This is a genomic window from Streptomyces sp. NPDC055815, from assembly GCF_053616475.1.
Map to the genome: position 1 here is coordinate 17,655 of NZ_JBSHDU010000037.1, position 16,335 is coordinate 33,989.

A 16,335-nucleotide genomic window follows, 5' to 3' on the forward strand; every position below is an offset into this window, starting at 1 on the left:
CGAATCGGAACCCGTACGCGATCCGTACTCGTCTCCGTGCCCGATCCGTACTTGAATCCGTACGTGAATCCATCCGGGACTCCGTACTCCCCGACACAACGAAGAAGGTAGGCCCCCTCCATGACCCGGGTCCTCGTGGTCGACGACGAGCCGCAGATCGTCCGCGCCCTGGTGATCAACCTCAAGGCGCGGAAGTACGAGGTCGACGCCGCGCCCGACGGCGCCACCGCCCTCCGGCTCGCCGCCGAACGCCACCCCGACGTCGTCGTGCTCGACCTCGGACTGCCCGACATGGACGGCGTCGAGGTCATCAAGGGCCTGCGCGGCTGGACGAGGGTGCCGATCCTGGTCCTCTCCGCCCGGCAGACCTCCGACGAGAAGGTCGAGGCGCTCGACGCGGGCGCCGACGACTACGTCACCAAGCCCTTCGGCATGGACGAGCTGCTCGCCCGGCTGCGCGCCGCCGTGCGCCGCGCGGAGCCGGTCGGCGGCGCCGAGGACGGCGTCGTCGTGGTCGAGACCGAGGGCTTCACCGTCGACCTGGCCGCCAAGAAGGTCCACCGCGACGGACGGGACGTCCGGCTCACCCCCACCGAGTGGCACCTCCTGGAGGTCCTCGTCCGCAACAGCGGCCGGCTCGTCAGCCAGAAGCAGCTCCTCCAGGAGGTCTGGGGACCCTCGTACGGCACGGAGACCAACTACCTCCGGGTGTACATGGCGCAGCTCCGCCGCAAGCTGGAGACCGACCCCTCGCACCCGCGCCACTTCGTCACCGAACCGGGCATGGGGTACCGCTTCGAACGCTGAACCGGAAGCCGTACGGACGGGTGGTCCGGGGCCGCTTCCGGTGACAGCCCAGGCCGGTACGCTTTCTGTATGAGTGCTGCACCGCGTACAGAGAAGCCGGCCGGACGGTTCCGCCGGATGCTCGACCGGCTCTCCTCCTCCCCGGAGGACCTGGAGTCGGAGGAGCTCCAGGAGGATGCCGAGGCATCGGGGTGCACGCGCATCAGCGACTGCTCCGACCGCCAGATAGTCAAGGTGACTGGTACCTTGCGCACGGTCACGCTGCGTCCCCGGGCCGGTGTGCCCGCGCTGGAGGCCGAACTCTTCGACGGCACGGCACCGCTCGACGTCGTGTGGCTCGGTCGCCGTTCCATCGTGGGCATCGAGCCGGGCCGCAAGCTGATCGCCTCCGGCCGCATCTCCATGAGTCACGGCCGGCGGGTCCTCTTCAACCCCAAATACGAGCTCCGACCGCTCGGACAGGAGTAGCCGGTGACGTCCCTCGACAAGCCGACCGCGGACAAGTCGACCCCGGACCAGGACGCCCAGGCGGACAAGGCCGTCACCGAGGCCGCGCTCTTCGAGGCCTTCGGCGGCCTGCGGGGCATGATCGAGACGGTCGTGCCCGGCCTGCTGTTCGTCACGATCTTCACGATCAACAAGAACCTGCAGGTCTCGGCGATCGCCGCGCTCGCGGTCTCGCTCGTCCTGGTCGCCGTCCGGCTGATCCGCCGCGACACCGTCAAGCACGCCTTCAGCGGCGTCTTCGGCGTCGCCTTCGGTGTCGTCTTCGCGATGATGACGGGCAACGCCAAGGACTTCTACCTGCCGGGCATGCTGTACACCCTGGGCCTCGCCCTGGCGTACATCATCACCGCGCTCGCCGGAGTGCCCCTGATCGGCCTGATCCTCGGCCCGGTCTTCAAGGAGAACCTCTCCTGGCGCACCCGCAACCCCGGCCGCAAAAAGGCCTACACGAAGGCCAGCTGGGCCTGGGGCCTGATCCTGCTCACCAAGGTCGCGATCCTCTTCCCGCTGTACTGGTGGGCCGACCCGACCAAGTTCGGCTGGGTCTCCGTCGCCCTGAAGATCCCGCCGTTCCTGCTCGCGGTCTACCTCACCTGGGTGTTCCTCGCGAAGGCACCGCCGCCGATCGACGTCTTCGCCGAGATGGAGGCCGAGGAGCGCGCCGAGAAGGAGCGCAAGGCGGCCGCGGCGGGGCAGAACCACCCCGAGGCCTGAGCCGTCGGTACGCGAAAGGGCCCGGACCTGTTCGACAGGTCCGGGCCCTTCCTCGTACACCTCTCGGAGGTCAGGACTCCGGGGTCTCCCGGCGCACCTGGAGGAGGTCCTCCAGCTGCTCCTCACGGGCCTGCGCGGCCACGAACAGCAGCTCGTCACCGGCCTCCAGGGTCTCCTCGGCACTCGGCGTCAGCACCCGCGAACCGCGGATGATCGTCACGAGCGAGGTGTCCTGCGGCCAGGCCACGTCCCCGACGGCGGTGCCGGCGACCGCCGACTCCGGCGGAAGCGTCAGCTCGACCAGGTTCGCGTCGCCGTGGCTGAAGCGCAGCAGCCGGACCAGGTCGCCGACGCTCACCGCCTCCTCGACCAGGGCCGACATCAGACGCGGCGTCGAGACGGCCACGTCCACGCCCCAGGCCTCGTTGAACAGCCACTCGTTCTTCGGGTTGTTCACCCGGGCGACCACGCGCGGCACGCCGTACTCGGTCTTCGCGAGCAGCGAGACGACCAGGTTGACCTTGTCGTCACCGGTCGCCGCGATCACCACGTTGCACCGCTGCAGCGCCGCCTCGTCCAGCGAGGTGATCTCGCAGGCGTCGGCCAGCAGCCACTCCGCCTGCGGCACCCGCTCCACCGAGATGGCGGTCGGCGCCTTGTCGACCAGCAGGACCTCGTGCCCGTTCTCCAGGAGCTCGCCCGCGATGGAACGGCCCACCGCACCCGCGCCCGCAATAGCGACACGCATCAGTGACCGCCCTCCTCGGGACCCTCGGCGAAGGCCGCCTCGACCTTCGCGATCTCGTCCGTACGCATCATCACGTGCACCAGGTCGCCTTCCTGGAGCACCGTCTGAGAGGTCGGCAGAATCGCTTCGCCCAGCCGGGTGAGGAAGGCGACGCGGACGCCGGTCTCCTCCTGGAGCCGGCTCACCTTGTGGCCGATCCACGCCGGGGAGGTGTGCACCTCGGCGAGCTGCACGCCACCGCTCGGGTCGCGCCACAGCGGCTCCGCGCCCGAGGGCAGCAGCCGGCGGAGCATCTGGTCGGCGGTCCAGCGGACCGTGGCGACCGTCGGGATCCCGAGGCGCTGGTAGACCTCGGCGCGACGCGGGTCGTAGATCCGCGCCGCCACGTTCTCGATGCCGAACATCTCGCGCGCGACCCGCGCCGCGATGATGTTGGAGTTGTCGCCGCTGCTCACCGCGGCGAAGGCACCGGCCTCCTCGATCCCGGCCTCACGCAGCGTGTCCTGGTCGAAGCCCACACCGGTGACCCGGCGCCCGCCGAAGCCCGAGCCCAGGCGGCGGAAAGCCGTCGGGTCCTGGTCGACGACCGCGACGGTGTGCCCCTGCTGTTCGAGGGTCTGCGCGAGAGCGGCTCCCACTCGCCCGCAGCCCATGATGACGATGTGCACGTCCCCTTACCCCGCACTCCTGATCGTCTTGCTGACCTGCGAATACACCCTGCTCACAACTTTCCTCGCCCGACTCGCCCGGGCTGCGGCGGACAGCACAACGCCGCGCTGCCCGGTCCGAGCTTATGCGGCAACCCCGGGCGGGACCTCATCCGAGGTGGCGATCAGGGAGATTCGGTGCGGGAGTGGGGGCGCGGTGGTCCTGATGTTTTCTTAACGCTTACGATCCTCTGCGTGCCGAAACTGACCGATGTGCCCAAACGGATCCTGATCGGGCGGGCCCTGCGCAGCGACAAGCTGGGAGAGACCCTTCTCCCGAAGCGGATCGCCCTCCCCGTCTTCGCCTCCGACCCGCTGTCCTCGGTGGCGTACGCGCCCGGCGAGGTGCTGCTCGTCCTCTCCGTCGCCGGACTGTCGGCCTACCACTTCAGCCCGTGGATCGCGCTCGCGGTCGTGGTCCTGATGTTCACGGTGGTCGCCTCGTACCGGCAGAACGTGCACGCGTACCCGAGCGGCGGCGGCGACTACGAGGTCGCCACCACCAACCTCGGGCCGAAGGCCGGACTCACCGTCGCGAGCGCGCTGCTCGTCGACTACGTCCTGACCGTCGCCGTGTCGATCTCCTCGGGCATCGAGAACCTCGGTTCGGCCGTCCCGTTCATCGTCGAGCACAAGGTCGCCGCGGCCGTCGCCGTCATCGTGCTGCTCACCCTGATGAACCTGCGCGGGGTGAAGGAGTCGGGCAGCCTCTTCGCCATCCCGACGTACGTCTTCGTCGCCGGCGTCTTCATCATGATCGCCTGGGGCGCGTACAAGGGTCTCGTCCTCGACGAGACCATGAAGGCCCCCACCGCGGACTTCGAGATCAAGGCCGAGCACCAGGGCCTGGCCGGATTCGCGCTGGTCTTCCTGCTGCTGCGCGCCTTCTCCTCCGGCTGTGCCGCCCTCACCGGCGTCGAGGCCATCTCCAACGGCGTCCCCGCCTTCCGCAAACCGAAGTCGAAGAACGCCGCCAGCACCCTCGCGCTCATGGGCGGCCTGGCCGTCACCATGTTCTGCGGCATCATCTTCCTGGCCATGGCCACCGACGTCCGGATGGCCGAGAAGCCCACCGAACAGCTGCTGCACAACGGCGCCCCGGTCGGCGAGGGCTACGTGCAGGACCCGGTCATCTCCCAGGTCGCGGCCGCCGTCTTCGGCGACGGAACGTTCTTCTTCGTCGTCCTCGCCGCCGCCACCGCGCTCGTCCTCTTCCTGGCCGCCAACACCGCGTACAACGGCTTCCCGCTCCTCGGCTCGATCCTCGCCCAGGACCGGTACCTGCCGCGCCAGCTGCACACCCGCGGCGACCGCCTCGCCTTCTCCAACGGCATCGTGCTCCTCGCCGGCGCCGCCGCCCTCCTCGTCTGGATCTACGGAGCCGACTCCACCCGGCTGATCCAGCTCTACATCGTCGGCGTCTTCGTCTCCTTCACCCTGAGCCAGATCGGCATGGTCCGGCACTGGAACCGGCACCTGACGACGGAACGCGAACCGGCCAAGCGCCGCCACATGATCCGCTCCCGCGCGATCAACGCCTTCGGCGCCTTCTTCACCGGCCTCGTCCTCGTCGTCGTCCTCGCCACCAAGTTCACCCACGGCGCCTGGGTCGCCCTGCTCGGCATGGTGATCTTCTACGGGACGATGACCGCGATCCGCAGGCACTACGACTCCGTGGCCGACGAGATCGCCGCCGCCGAGGAACGCCCCGACGAGTACGTGCGCCCCTCCCGCGTCCGCTCGGTCGTCCTCGTCTCCAAGCTCCACAAGCCGACGCTGCGCGCCCTGGCCTACGCCAAGCTGCTGCACGCCAACGAGCTGGAGGCGCTGACCGTGAACGTCGACGCCGCCGAGACCAAGGCGCTCAAGGAGGAGTGGGAGCGGCGCGGCATCAACGTCCCGCTCAAGATCCTCGACTCGCCGTACCGCGAGATCACCCGGCCGGTCATCGAGTACGTGAAGAACATCCGCCGCGAGAGCCCGCGCGACGCCGTCTCCGTCTACATCCCGGAGTACGTCGTCGGCCACTGGTACGAGCACCTGCTGCACAACCAGAGCGCCCTGCGCCTCAAGGGCCGGCTCCTCTTCACACCGGGCGTCATGGTGACCTCCGTCCCGTACCAGCTCCAGTCCTCCGAGGCCGCGAAGAAGCGGGCCAGGAAGCGCCAGGAGTGGAACGCGCCGGGCTCGGTCCGCCGTGGCCCGGTGGAGAAGCGCCAGAAGGAACCGGCCGCGAAGAGCACCTGAGCCGCGAAGAACAACTGAAAAAGACGAACTAGACTGGTGGGCTGCCGTCCGGACCGAGGTCCGCACGCAGCCCACCTTCTTCTTCCTTCTGGAGTCCCCGGTCATGCAGAACACCCCTGTTACGTCGCTGGTCGGGGCGGAGTACGAGGTCGAGGTCGGCCCGGTGGCCCACGGCGGGCACTGCATCGCCCGCACGGAAGCCGGCCGGGTCCTCTTCGTCCGCCACGCACTGCCCGGCGAGCGGGTCCGGGTGCGGGTCACCGAGGGCGAGGAGACCTCCCGCTTCCTGCGCGCGGACGCGATCGAGATCCTGGACGCCTCCAAGGACCGCGTCGAGGCCCCCTGCCCCTTCGCCGGCCCCAGCAAGTGCGGCGGCTGCGACTGGCAGCACGCCAAGCCCGGCGCCCAGCGCCGCCTCAAGGGCGAGGTCATCGCCGAACAGCTCCAGCGCCTGGCCGGGCTCACCCCGGAGGAGGCCGGCTGGGACGGCACGGTCATGCCGGCCGAGGGCGACAAGCTCCCCGCGGGCGAGGTCCCGCAGTGGCGCACCCGCGTCCAGTACGCCGTCGACGCCGAGGGCCACGCGGGCCTGCGCAAGCACCGCTCCCACGAGGTCGAGGTCATCGACCACTGCATGATCGCCGCCGAGGACGTCTCGGAACTCGGCATCGAGAAGCGGAGCTGGGAAGGCATGGCGGCCATCGAGGCCATCGCGGCCTCCGGCTCGAACGACCGCCAGGTCATCCTCACCCCCCGCCCGGGCGCCCGCCTCCCCCTGGTGGAGCTCGACAAGCCGGTCTCGGTCATGCGGGTGGACGAGAAGGACGGCGGGGTCCACCGCGTCCACGGCCGCGCCTTCGTCCGCGAGCGCGCCGACGACCGCACCTACCGCGTCGGCAGCGGCGGCTTCTGGCAGGTCCACCCGAAGGCCGCCCAGACCCTCATGCTCGCCGTCATGCAGGGCCTCACGCCCCGCAAGGGCGAGACGGCCCTCGACCTCTACTGCGGCGTCGGCCTCTTCGCGGGCGCCCTCGCCGACCGCGTCGGCGACCAGGGCGCGGTCCTCGGCATCGAGTCCGGCAAGCGCGCGGTCGAGGACGCCCGCCACAACCTGGCCGGCTTCCCGCGCGTCCGCATCGAACAGGGCAAGGTCGAGTCGGTCCTCCCGCGCACCGGCATCACCGAGGTCGACCTCATCGTCCTGGACCCGCCCCGCGCCGGCGCCGGCAAGCAGACGGTCCACCACCTGGCCGGCCTCGGCGCCCGCCGCATCGCCTACGTCGCCTGCGACCCGGCAGCCCTGGCCCGAGACATCTCCTACTTCGCGGACCGCGGCTACAAGGTCCGGACCCTGCGGGCCTTCGACCTGTTCCCGATGACGCACCACGTGGAGTGCGTGGCGATTCTGGAGCCTGCCGACAAGGGTCGCTGACCTGGTGTTTTCTGAGTGTGCGTATGGGGCGTCAGGCGCGGGGCCTTCCCTCAGCGGGTGGCCGGGGCCGGATGGGGCTCTGCGGGGTGGGGGGCTTCCAGGAGGTGCCAGAAGTCGGTCAGCCAGGTGACGGTGTCCCGCATCACGTAGTGGTCGGCGGCGGGGCGGAGGGCGGAGAGGAGGAAGGACTTCTGGCCCTCGGCCGGGGGGCCCAGGACGGTGAGGCGGGGTTCGGGGGTTCCGTCGCGGCGGACGGGGTGGAAGCGGGGGGTGAGGTCGAGGCCGCCCGGTTCGAAGGCGTCACCGGTTCCGGAGACGTTGCGCCAGAGGCGCGCCAGGCCGTGGAAGAGCAGGTTGCGGAACAGGGGCGAGGCGTCCCGGTGCGGGGCGAAGGCGTGGACCCGGGCGTCGACCAGGGTGTCCACCTGGCAGGAGGCGGCCGTGGCCGAGCCGGCCACGCGGAACCGTCCGGTCTCCTCGTCCGGGTGCAGTTCGGCGCCGGGGCCGGTGCCGACGTCGAGCAGACCGTGCCGGACGAGGGCACGGATCCGCTGCATCACCTCGGGCGCCGCCCCGTTGGCGAGGCGGTTGTGCAGGCGGACGTAGCGGGTGAGGAAGACGCGGTGGGAGGCGGGCGTCAGGCCGCCGTCGTCCACCGCCCGGGAGATCACCGAGCGCAGGTCGCGCCACACGCCGTCGGCCGCGGCCTTGTGGGGGTTGTCCAGGTTTCCCTGCTCGGCCCACCGCAGGTCGCGGTCCATGAAGTCGAGCACCGCCTCCCGGTAGCGCGCGGGAGTGCCGAGCGCGGCGGCGTCCAGGGGCCGGACGGTGCGGTGCCAGTCGAAGCGGTTGCCGGCCGGCCGTTCGTCGAGACACCACGGCGAGGTCCACGAGGACACGGCACGGCGCAGGTCGTCCGGGCCCTGCCGCCACGCCCCGCGTGCCAGGGCGCTCGGCTCGGTGCCGAAGACGACCTCGATCCAGCGGAGCAGCGCCTCCTCGGCCGACCAGCCCGCTGAGCGCGCCTCCGTCCCCGCCGGCCGGTCACGGTCGCCCAGGATCGCTTCGAGCGTGCCGGTGATCTCGTCCACGGCCGCTTCGAGCGGGCCCAGGAGCCGCGTGGGATCGCCGGGCCGGTCGCCGTGCGGCGCTCCGCCGGCGAGGAACGCGCGGTACGTCGCGCCCGCCCGGTCACGCAGGAAGGCGGCGGCCTGCGGGCCGAACAGCGTCGCGTAGTGGAGCCAGGCCATCTCCAGTACGACGAGGGGCAGTACGTCCCGTTCGAAGTCCAGCTGACCGGGCCCGCCGTCGCCGCGCGGGGTGCCGACGCTCGCCCGCAGGCGGTCGACCGCCTCCTCGGTGAGGAACACCCCGCGGTGCTCCAGGCGTTCGGGATCGGCGTCCTTGTGGTTGTCGGGGCGGGCGAAGGTGAAGATGCCCGTCCCGCTGAAGGCCAGGAGCTTCGCCGGTTCGGCACCGCTGGGCTCGTAGCGCAGCCCGCCGTCCGGGCCGGGGACGAACGTCCCGCCCCGCCCCTCGGTCAGATGGAGGATCACGTCGATCGCCGTCAGTCCCATGCCGGCGATGCCGACGACCCGGCCGGCCCCGGTGATCCGCGGCGGCAGCGCCCGGTCCAGAGGGTAGGCGTACGGAACGTAGGCGCACCCGGTGCGGTCGGCGAAGTCCGCCGGACCGCGCGTGGCCGCCGCGCGCCGCGGGTCGTGGTGGGTGTGCCCCGTCACCAGGAGGACCTGGTCCGCGGGGAAGGTGTCGCCGTCGGCGGTGCGCACGGTGAGCCCGCCGGCGTGCGGCGCGATGTCCACCACCTCGGCGGGGTGCAGGTGCACGTCGACGCCGGGGTGGGCGCGCAGCTCGCGCACGAAGGTGCCGAACATGTCCTGCAGCGCCAGCCCGTGGACATAGCGCTTGGGCCAGTCCCCGGGGGCGAGGTCGAGGTCGGCCCGGCCCGTCTCGGCGAAGCGGCGCCGGCACCACGTGTGGAGGGTGGGCCGCTGCGAGGCGGGCCGCAGCGGCCCGGCGTCCCGCACGGACTCGTCCGCGGCGAACGAGACCTGACTGCTGATGCGGTTCAGATAACTGGTCCTGGGCTGCTTCGGGCTGTGGGCCTCGCCGGAGCCGAACTCCCCGGAGCGTTCGAAGATCCGTACCTCCAGACGCCCGTCGCGGCCCAGCCGGGCGATCTCCGCCGACAGGCGTTCCACCGCGTACGTGGCCCGGGGGCCGCCGCCCACGATCGCGAGCCGGTGGACGGTCGGCGCCGTGTCGTCCGCCGGGTTCACGCGGCCTCCCCGCCGGCCGCCGGTGCCCGGAGCCCGGGCAGGAGCCGGCCGAGGGCGGAGAGGAACCGGTCGATGTCCCGCTCGTCCATGGTGCCCATGGTGGAGAGCCGGAAGAAGCCGGCCGACAGCTCCTCCTGGGCCGCGTAGACCACGAACCCCTCGTCCTTCAGGACCCGGTGCAGATCCGGGTAACGGACGCCCTCCGGGAGGCGGACCACCGTGAGGCTCACGGCCCGGTGCCGCGGGTCGAGCGGGATGTGCAGCCCGAGCGCGGCGAGACCGGCCCGCAGTCGGCCGGCCAGGCCGCCGTAGCGGCGGCCGCGGGCCGCCACACCCTCGGCGAGGGCCAGGTCCAGCGCCGTCTCGAAGGCGTAGAACAAGGGGACCGCCGGGGTGAAGGCGGGCGCCTGGGCCTTCTCCTGCGCCGCGTAGTGACGGTGCAGATCGAGGTAGTAGCTCCGCCGGGGGTGGCTCGCGAGGTCCTCGAAGGCCGCCCGGGAGGCGCAGACGAACGCGAGGCCCGGCATGCCCTCCAGGCACTTGTTGGCGGTGCCGACGAGCCAGTCGATGCCGTCGCGGGCGAGGTCGAGGGACTCCGCGCCCACGCTGCTGACGGCGTCGACGATGATCCGGCGGCCGTAGGCGCGTGCCACCGAGGCGACGGCCGCCACGTCGTTGAGCATGCCGGTGCTCGTCTCGTGGTGCACGACCGCGACGTGGGTGAGGCCCGGATCCGCGGCCAGCTCCCGGCCGACGCGGTCCGCGTCGACCGGGGTGCCCCAGCCGAGTTCGAGGCGTACGCAGCGGATGCCGTGGGCCCGGGCGATGTCGTGGAGCCGCTGCCCGTAGTGGCCGTTGTCCACGACGAGCAGCGCTCCGCCGGCCGGCAGGGCGGAGGCGACGGCGGCTTCGAGGGCGGAGGTGCCCGAGCCGGTCAGGACGACCGCCGTGTGGGCGTCGCCGCCCCCGCAGACGGCGGTGGTCTTCCGCCGCACCCGGGTCATCAGGGCGCCGAACTCCGGCTCGCGATGGCACAGGTCGGGGCCGCCGAGCGCGGCCCGGACGGTCTCGTCGGTGTTCACCGGTCCCGGGTTCATCAGGACGGTCCGGGCGGCGGCGGAGCCGCCCGGGCGGGTGGTGCAGCGGGCCTTCATGCGGTGACCTCCGCGGAGAAGCGCGCGGCCGAGGCCGGCGGGGGCAGGGCGGGCCGGCCGAGGCCGGGGTCGGAATGGGCGGCGACGCGCACCCGCAGCAGCGACGGTCCGCCGCCGGTGGGCAGCCGCGACAGGGCCTCCGCGAGGCCCTCGGCGGTCGTCACGTCGGCGGCCCGGCGGTAGCCGCAGGCCGTGGCCACCGCGGCGAAGTCCACGTGGGCGGAGCCTGTCGGCTGGCCGCCCGTCGACTCGTAGGCGCCGTTGTCGAAGAGGACGTGCAGCAGGTTCGGCGGGGCGGTCCGGCCGATCGTCGCCATCGCCTCCAGGCGCATGAGCGCGGCGCCGTCGCCGTCCAGGACCACGACCCGCTTCGACGGCGCGTTCAGCGCGACGCCGAGCGCCACGCTCGACGCGCAGCCCATCGAGCCGACGACGTACAGATTCCCGGCCCGGTCCCGGTCCCGCTCCAGCTCGCGGGCGGTCTTGCCGGTCGTGGCGACGACCAGCGCCCGCTCGCCGACCAGCCGCATGACGTGGCCGATCGCCTCGCTGCGCAGCATCGGACCGCCGTCGCCGGACGGTTCCCGGGGCGGGCGGGGGACGGGGGCGACGGCACCCTTGGGGACGACGAAGGCGAAGGGCAGACCGGTGGCGTCCATGTGGGCGGCGGCGACGCGCAGCCGCTCCGCCAGCAACTCCCCGCTGTCCGGGAGGAGTTCGTGCCGGATGCCCATGGCGGTGAGGACGTCGGGCGTGATCTGCCCCATCAGCTCGTGCTGGGGCTCGTCAGGAGTGCCGGGTTCGCCCCGCCAGGTGACGAGGAGCAGGACCGGCAGCCGCAGCGTGTGGCAGAGCGAGGTCAGCGGGTTCACGGCGTTGCCGAGGCCCGAGTTCTGGAGGATGACGACGGGACGCCGTCCGGCCAGCCGGGCGCCGGCCGCGATGGCCACGGCCTCGCCCTCGTTGGCCGCGATGACGTAGTCGTCCGGGTGCCGGCGCTCCAGGCAGCTGATCACCGGGCCGAGGTAGGAGCAGGGCACTCCGGTGAACGGCCCGAGGCCCGCCGCGCGGAAGGCCGTCACGACCTCTTCCGCGTCGAGCGCCTTCGCAGGGGCGTTGGCGGGGGTCTTCGTGCGGGCCTTCGCGGGGGCGTCCGCGCGGGCGGCGCCGGTCATGACGCCACCTGCCCGGCGGCGGGCACACCGCCGCGGACGAAGCGCTCCTCGTCCTGCTTCAGCTCGGCAAGACCCTGGAGGGAGAAGACCGTGGAGAGCGGGGCGATCCGATCCTCGACCGCCGTGCTGCGCCCGTCGCGGAGGATCGAGTCGAAGACCTGGGTGACCGCGCTGATCGCCGCCCGCAGGCCGTGGTTGGCGTAGATGACCATCTTCGCGCCGGCCGCGCCCAGTTCGTCGGCGGTGATCGTGTGGTACGTGGTGGGCACCACGACCACCGGGACGTCCGGGCGCCAGTGGCGCAGGAATTCGAGGACGGGCCCGGGGGCGTCCCCCTTGGCGTGGATGAGGACGGCGTCCGCCCCGGCCTCCGCGTACGCCTCGCCCCGTGCCAGCGCCTCGTCCATGCCCCGGCCCGCGATGAGGGCCTCGATGCGGGCGATGACCATGAGGTCGCTGTCGCGCCGGGCGCTCCTCGCCGCTTCGATCTTCCCGCAGAACTCGTCCACCGGGGTGAGGTCCTGGCGTCCGGGGACGAAGCTGTTCACCTTGGGGAACACCTTGTCCTCGATGCTGACGGCGGCGATGCCCGCCCGCTCGTACCGCCGAATCATGTGCATGACGTTGAGCGCGTTGCCGTACCCCGTGTCGCAGTCCGCGACCAGGGGGACGTCCACGGCGGCGGCCATCGCGCCGGCCACCGCGAGCAGTTCCGACATGGTGAGCAGATCGCAGTCGGGCAGTCCTTGCGAGGCCGAGATCTCCAGTCCGCTCGACCACACGCCGTCGAACCCGGCCCGCTCCGCCAGGCGTGCTCCGAGCGGATTGTGGGCGCCGGCCAGGCGGACGACCCCCGGCCGCGCGAAGAGCTCCCGCAGCCGGGCGGCCCCGGAGTGCGTGCGGCTGGTGGTGGTGGTGTCGTCGGGCGTCATGAGGTTCCCCCTGTTGTCGGAATTCTCGAAGTGCCGGATCCGGTCACGGCCGGAGCCCCGGTCCGTCACGCCGGCATGCGGTCCGTCGCCGGTGCCGGACCGGCGTTCCCGAGGTCCTGGGCGGGCCGCCAGCCGGGCGGGCCGAAGACGTAGCCGGCCCGGTCGCGCCAGCTCCGCGCCCGGCGGATGTCCTGGATCATCCGGGCGAACTCGTGCCACTGGATGCGCCAGACGCTGTGGGTTTCCAGCTGCTTCGTCAGGCCGTAGGTGGGACGGTGGAGTTCGGGCTGGAACGTGCCGAACACGCGGTCCCAGATGATGAGGATGCTGCCGTAGTTCTTGTCGAGGTACTCCGGGTCGCTGCCGTGGTGCACCCGGTGGTGGGAGGGCGTGACGAAGACGGCCTCGACGGCCCGGGGCAGCTTGCCGATCTTCTCGGTGTGGGCGAAGAGCCCGTAGATGAGGTGGACCGAGTGCATCGTGAAGACCAGCACGGGGGGCACGCCCATCAGGGGGAGGGGCAGCCACATCAACTTCTCGAACCACTGGGCCCATTTGCGGCGCAGGGCGACCGACACATTGAGGTACTGGCTGGAGTGATGGACCTGGTGGCCGGCCCACAGCAGCCGGATCCGGTGCGTCATCCGGTGGTAGACGTAGATCGTGAGGTCGACCGCGAAGAACAGGACGACCCACGTGTACCAGGCGTTCGCGGGCAGCCGGAACGGCGCCACGGACGTGTAGAGCCAGGCGTAGAACACCAGGGCCGCGGTGCGCAGCACGCTGGAGATGACGAGGGCGCCGAGTCCGGTGACGATGTTCGCCCGGGTGTCCCGGTGGTCGTAGCGCCGGTCTTCGTCGCGGTCGAGGCGGATGGCCACGAACTCGACGAGGATGATGAGGGCGACCACGGGCAGCGCGTAGACCACCGGGTCGTGCAGTCGTTCCGAGAGATGAGAGAACAAGGGATTCCCCGTGGAGGAGTCGGGCCGCTCAGCGGCTGGTCTTCCCGGCCGGCGCCTTGTCCTTCGAGGCGAATCGGCCGACGTATTCGAGTCCCGACAGTTCCTGGATCTGCCGCATGATCTCGTCGGTGACAGAGCGGCGCAGCTTCGGGTCGCGCTCGGATCCGACGTGTTCGGGGAAGAGCATGGGCTTCCCGAAGTGCATGTCGAACCGGACCGGCCGGGGTACGAGGCTGCCGAGGGGCTGTACGTTCCCGGTGCCGGACAGGCCGCACGGCACCACGGGCGCACCGGTCGCCATGGCCAGCCAGCCCACGCCGGTCTTGCCCCGGTAGACGCGCCCGTCCGGGGAGCGGGTGCCTTCGGGGTGGATGCCGAAGACGCGTCCCGCCTCGATGACTTCGCGCGCCTGTTCCAGCGCGGCCACGCCGCCCGGGCCGCCGTCCCGGTCCACCGGGACGATGCCCACGGCGCTGAAGAAGACCTTGCTGACGAGCCCCTTCAGTCCGGTGCCGGTGAGCCGCTCGGCCTTTCCGATGAAGCAGACGGGCCGCTTGGTGGCCAGCGAGATGAAGACGTGGTCCGAGAACGACAGATGATTCGCCGCGATGATGCAGGGACCCGATTCCGGGATGTTCTCGATTCCGGTGATACGGGGTCGGAAGAATACGCGCATCATAACGGCAAGAATTGCCCTGAGTGATGACCGGAGCATGGTCCGCCTAGGATTGTGGTCAGGTGAGGGATTTCGCAGGGGCCTGGTGGAGCGAGAGGCAACCGCTGCGGAGTGCGGCGACTGTAGCAACGGGCGGCGGGAATTCTGCTAAAGCATGGCTAACCGGTGGGGTAAGCGGCACCGGGCATGGCGCCCGGTGTGGTGAATAATCCGGCCCAGGTCCTGTTTCCCGGCCGGGGGATTGGCGGCAGGGTGGAGCGCATGACGAACCACGCCTTACGCCCGGTCGACGCATTGTTCACCTCTCAGGTCCGCGAGAACCCCGTCCCGGTCTACCGGGAATTGCACGCGGGCGGGCCGGTGCACCGGCTGAACGACGAGTGGGTGGTCGTCTGCGGGTACGCGGAGGCGGACGAGGTGCTGCGCAGCCCCGTCTTCCAGGTCAAGGACAGTGCGTACCGCGAGCGGACCCGGCCGGGGTGGATCGCTGCTCACCCCTCGGCGGCCATGATCGGCGACTCGGTCATCCGGGCCCGGGCACCGCACCACGAACGCGTCCGGCGCCTGCTGAGCCGGCCGCTGACCTCCCGGCGGACGGCTGCCCTGCGGGAGGCCGCGCTCGGTCACACCCGCCGTCTCCTGGACGGCCTGGCCGAACGGGCGGCCGGCGGAGGGCCGGTGGACTTCGTGGACGCCTTCGCCTATCCGCTGCCCATCGCGCTGATCTGCGACCTGCTCGGCGTGCCCGCCGGGGACCGCGGCTGGTTCCGCGACCAGGCCACGGACCTCTCGTACGTGCTCGAACCCGCGGGCCGGGAGCGCGATCTGAGCCGGGCCGACGCCGCGGCGAGCGGACTGATGGAGTACTTCACGCGCCTCGTCGGCGAGCGGCGCGAGCGGCCGGAGCAGGACCTGATCAGTTCCCTGGTCCAGGTGAGCGACGCCGACGGCGCGCGGCTCGGCGAGCGCGAACTGGTGGTGAACCTGGTGCTGATGCTCGCCGCGGGCTTCGAGACCACCGCGAGCCTGCTGGCCAACGGGCTCGGCGTGCTGCTCGGCCGTCCGGCCGACCGGGACCGGATCGCGCGGGATCCCGCGGCGGCGGCTGCCTGTGTCCAGGAGGTCCTGCGCCACGACCCGCCCGCCCAGGTCACCGACCGGTGGGCGACCGAGGACACGGTGCTCGGCGGGCTGCGGATCGCCGAGGGCACCCAGGTGCTGCTGCTCCTCGGCGCGGCGAACCGGGATCCCCGCCGCTTTTCCGACCCCGACGCCTTCGCCCCGGGCCGCCCCGCCGGCCAGTCGCTCTCCTTCGGCGCCGGACCCCATTTCTGCCTGGGCTCCGCGCTCGGCCGTATGGAGGCGGAAGTCGCATTCCACGCGCTGTTCGCGCGCTTCCCCGCGATTGCACTCGCGGGGAAGCCCTTGCGCACCGACCGGCTGGCGCTACGGGGATATGTGTCGCTTCCGGTGACCCTCGGCTGAGCCGCGGTCGGCGCCGCGGTGGCGTGCAGGGTGATGTGCGCAAGATCACCTCCGCTTCGGTTTTCCTTGGCAGGCACGACGCAGGTCGGGAGGGGGGTTGGGGGGTAGGGCTCGGACTCCGGTTGTGAACCGCTAAAGCGACGGAAAAACCAGACCGCTCGGTACGGTCCGCCTTGGTGAAGAGTTTACCCGGCCGCATCACTATGTCACTTTCCGCGACTCCCGCGCGGTGTCGTTCGCGGTGGCGAAGCGGCCCGCGCGAGGCGTGAGGGCCTGAAATCGCTGGCAAATGTCCCGATTCGTCCCTCGCGTGGCGATCATTGTACGAGAATGGTGCCGCGCAAGGGCAATTTGTGGTCCAGGCCGAAACTTGACGGCCCCGGTTCCTTCTGCTGAAGATCGAACCAGCCGTGCGGTTCGTGCGGTCGGCGTCAAGTGTGTGGGCAGTTCAGGTGCGCAACTGTGCACACATGGCAAGTAGGGGGA

14 protein-coding genes are annotated in these 16,335 nt (G+C 71.4%); 6 read left to right on the forward strand and 8 right to left on the reverse strand.

What is annotated here, in order from left to right:
* The first annotated feature begins 120 nt into the window (after window positions 1-120).
* The 3 genes from ACWGN5_RS23150 (at window position 121) to ACWGN5_RS23160 (ending at window position 2,028) form a co-directional block, all read left to right on the forward strand.
* Entirely contained in the window at window positions 121-807 is a 687-nt protein-coding gene (locus tag ACWGN5_RS23150; protein WP_398440035.1) for a response regulator, read from the forward strand.
* Between the two features lie 69 nt (window positions 808-876).
* A complete protein-coding gene (locus ACWGN5_RS23155; RefSeq protein WP_015036728.1) occupies window positions 877-1,275 on the forward strand; it encodes an OB-fold nucleic acid binding domain-containing protein in 399 nt (132 codons plus the stop codon).
* 3 nt (window positions 1,276-1,278) lie between these two features.
* The gene (locus ACWGN5_RS23160; protein ID WP_453518212.1) at window positions 1,279-2,028 is read left to right on the forward strand and encodes a DUF3159 domain-containing protein; all 750 of its coding nucleotides are present in this window, start codon (window positions 1,279-1,281) and stop codon (window positions 2,026-2,028) included.
* A 70-nt stretch (window positions 2,029-2,098) separates the two neighbouring features.
* On the opposite strand, the gene ACWGN5_RS23165 is transcribed toward ACWGN5_RS23160, so the two are convergent.
* Both ACWGN5_RS23165 and ACWGN5_RS23170 read right to left on the reverse strand, forming a co-directional pair.
* The gene (locus ACWGN5_RS23165) at window positions 2,099-2,776 is read right to left on the reverse strand and encodes a potassium channel family protein (protein ID WP_351187805.1); all 678 of its coding nucleotides are present in this window, start codon (window positions 2,774-2,776) and stop codon (window positions 2,099-2,101) included.
* Window positions 2,776-3,444: a potassium channel family protein gene (locus ACWGN5_RS23170; protein ID WP_041131658.1), complete on the reverse strand. Its 669-nt coding sequence runs from the start codon at window positions 3,442-3,444 to the stop codon at window positions 2,776-2,778. The genes ACWGN5_RS23165 and ACWGN5_RS23170 overlap by 1 nt, the downstream gene beginning before the upstream one ends.
* 234 nt (window positions 3,445-3,678) lie before the next feature.
* Here ACWGN5_RS23170 and ACWGN5_RS23175 point away from each other — a divergent pair, with 234 nt between their 5' ends.
* Window positions 3,679-5,730, forward strand: coding sequence for an APC family permease (locus ACWGN5_RS23175; protein WP_453518216.1), 2,052 nt, complete (start codon window positions 3,679-3,681; stop codon window positions 5,728-5,730).
* A 103-nt stretch (window positions 5,731-5,833) separates the two neighbouring features.
* Window positions 5,834-7,162, forward strand: coding sequence for a class I SAM-dependent RNA methyltransferase (locus tag ACWGN5_RS23180; protein ID WP_453518219.1), 1,329 nt, complete (start codon window positions 5,834-5,836; stop codon window positions 7,160-7,162).
* Window positions 7,163-7,212: 50 nt separating this feature from the next.
* On the opposite strand, the gene ACWGN5_RS23185 is transcribed toward ACWGN5_RS23180, so the two are convergent.
* The 6 genes from ACWGN5_RS23185 to ACWGN5_RS23210 form a co-directional block, all read right to left on the reverse strand.
* Window positions 7,213-9,462, reverse strand: a complete 2,250-nt coding sequence (locus ACWGN5_RS23185) for an FAD/NAD(P)-binding protein (RefSeq protein ID WP_453518222.1) — start codon at window positions 9,460-9,462, stop codon at window positions 7,213-7,215.
* On the reverse strand, window positions 9,459-10,616 hold the full coding sequence (locus ACWGN5_RS23190) for a pyridoxal-phosphate-dependent aminotransferase family protein (protein WP_453518224.1): 1,158 nt from the start codon (window positions 10,614-10,616) through the stop codon (window positions 9,459-9,461). The genes ACWGN5_RS23185 and ACWGN5_RS23190 overlap by 4 nt, the downstream gene beginning before the upstream one ends.
* The gene (gene aepY, locus ACWGN5_RS23195; protein ID WP_453518226.1) at window positions 10,613-11,791 is read right to left on the reverse strand and encodes a phosphonopyruvate decarboxylase; all 1,179 of its coding nucleotides are present in this window, start codon (window positions 11,789-11,791) and stop codon (window positions 10,613-10,615) included. The genes ACWGN5_RS23190 and aepY overlap by 4 nt, the downstream gene beginning before the upstream one ends.
* Entirely contained in the window at window positions 11,788-12,723 is a 936-nt protein-coding gene (locus ACWGN5_RS23200) for an isocitrate lyase/phosphoenolpyruvate mutase family protein (protein ID WP_453518228.1), read from the reverse strand. The genes aepY and ACWGN5_RS23200 overlap by 4 nt, the downstream gene beginning before the upstream one ends.
* A gap of 65 nt (window positions 12,724-12,788) precedes the next feature.
* Window positions 12,789-13,688: a sterol desaturase family protein gene (locus tag ACWGN5_RS23205; protein WP_453518231.1), complete on the reverse strand. Its 900-nt coding sequence runs from the start codon at window positions 13,686-13,688 to the stop codon at window positions 12,789-12,791.
* Window positions 13,689-13,716: 28 nt separating this feature from the next.
* Window positions 13,717-14,367, reverse strand: coding sequence for a lysophospholipid acyltransferase family protein (locus ACWGN5_RS23210; protein WP_453518233.1), 651 nt, complete (start codon window positions 14,365-14,367; stop codon window positions 13,717-13,719).
* A 258-nt stretch (window positions 14,368-14,625) separates the two neighbouring features.
* Here ACWGN5_RS23210 and ACWGN5_RS23215 point away from each other — a divergent pair, with 258 nt between their 5' ends.
* Window positions 14,626-15,849: a cytochrome P450 gene (locus tag ACWGN5_RS23215; RefSeq protein WP_453518234.1), complete on the forward strand. Its 1,224-nt coding sequence runs from the start codon at window positions 14,626-14,628 to the stop codon at window positions 15,847-15,849.
* Window positions 15,850-16,335 lie beyond the last annotated feature (486 nt).

Coding starts and splice junctions, on each gene's coding strand:
- ACWGN5_RS23150 (WP_398440035.1), top strand. CDS start 121: ATGACCCGGGTCCTCGTGGTCGACGACGAGCCGCAGATCGTCCGCGCC.
- ACWGN5_RS23155 (WP_015036728.1), top strand. CDS start 877: ATGAGTGCTGCACCGCGTACAGAGAAGCCGGCCGGACGGTTCCGCCGG.
- ACWGN5_RS23165 (WP_351187805.1), bottom strand. CDS start 2,776: ATGCGTGTCGCTATTGCGGGCGCGGGTGCGGTGGGCCGTTCCATCGCG.
- ACWGN5_RS23180 (WP_453518219.1), top strand. CDS start 5,834: ATGCAGAACACCCCTGTTACGTCGCTGGTCGGGGCGGAGTACGAGGTC.
- ACWGN5_RS23190 (WP_453518224.1), bottom strand. CDS start 10,616: ATGAAGGCCCGCTGCACCACCCGCCCGGGCGGCTCCGCCGCCGCCCGG.
- aepY (WP_453518226.1), bottom strand. CDS start 11,791: ATGACCGGCGCCGCCCGCGCGGACGCCCCCGCGAAGGCCCGCACGAAG.
- ACWGN5_RS23200 (WP_453518228.1), bottom strand. CDS start 12,723: ATGACGCCCGACGACACCACCACCACCAGCCGCACGCACTCCGGGGCC.
- ACWGN5_RS23210 (WP_453518233.1), bottom strand. CDS start 14,367: ATGATGCGCGTATTCTTCCGACCCCGTATCACCGGAATCGAGAACATC.
- ACWGN5_RS23215 (WP_453518234.1), top strand. CDS start 14,626: ATGACGAACCACGCCTTACGCCCGGTCGACGCATTGTTCACCTCTCAG.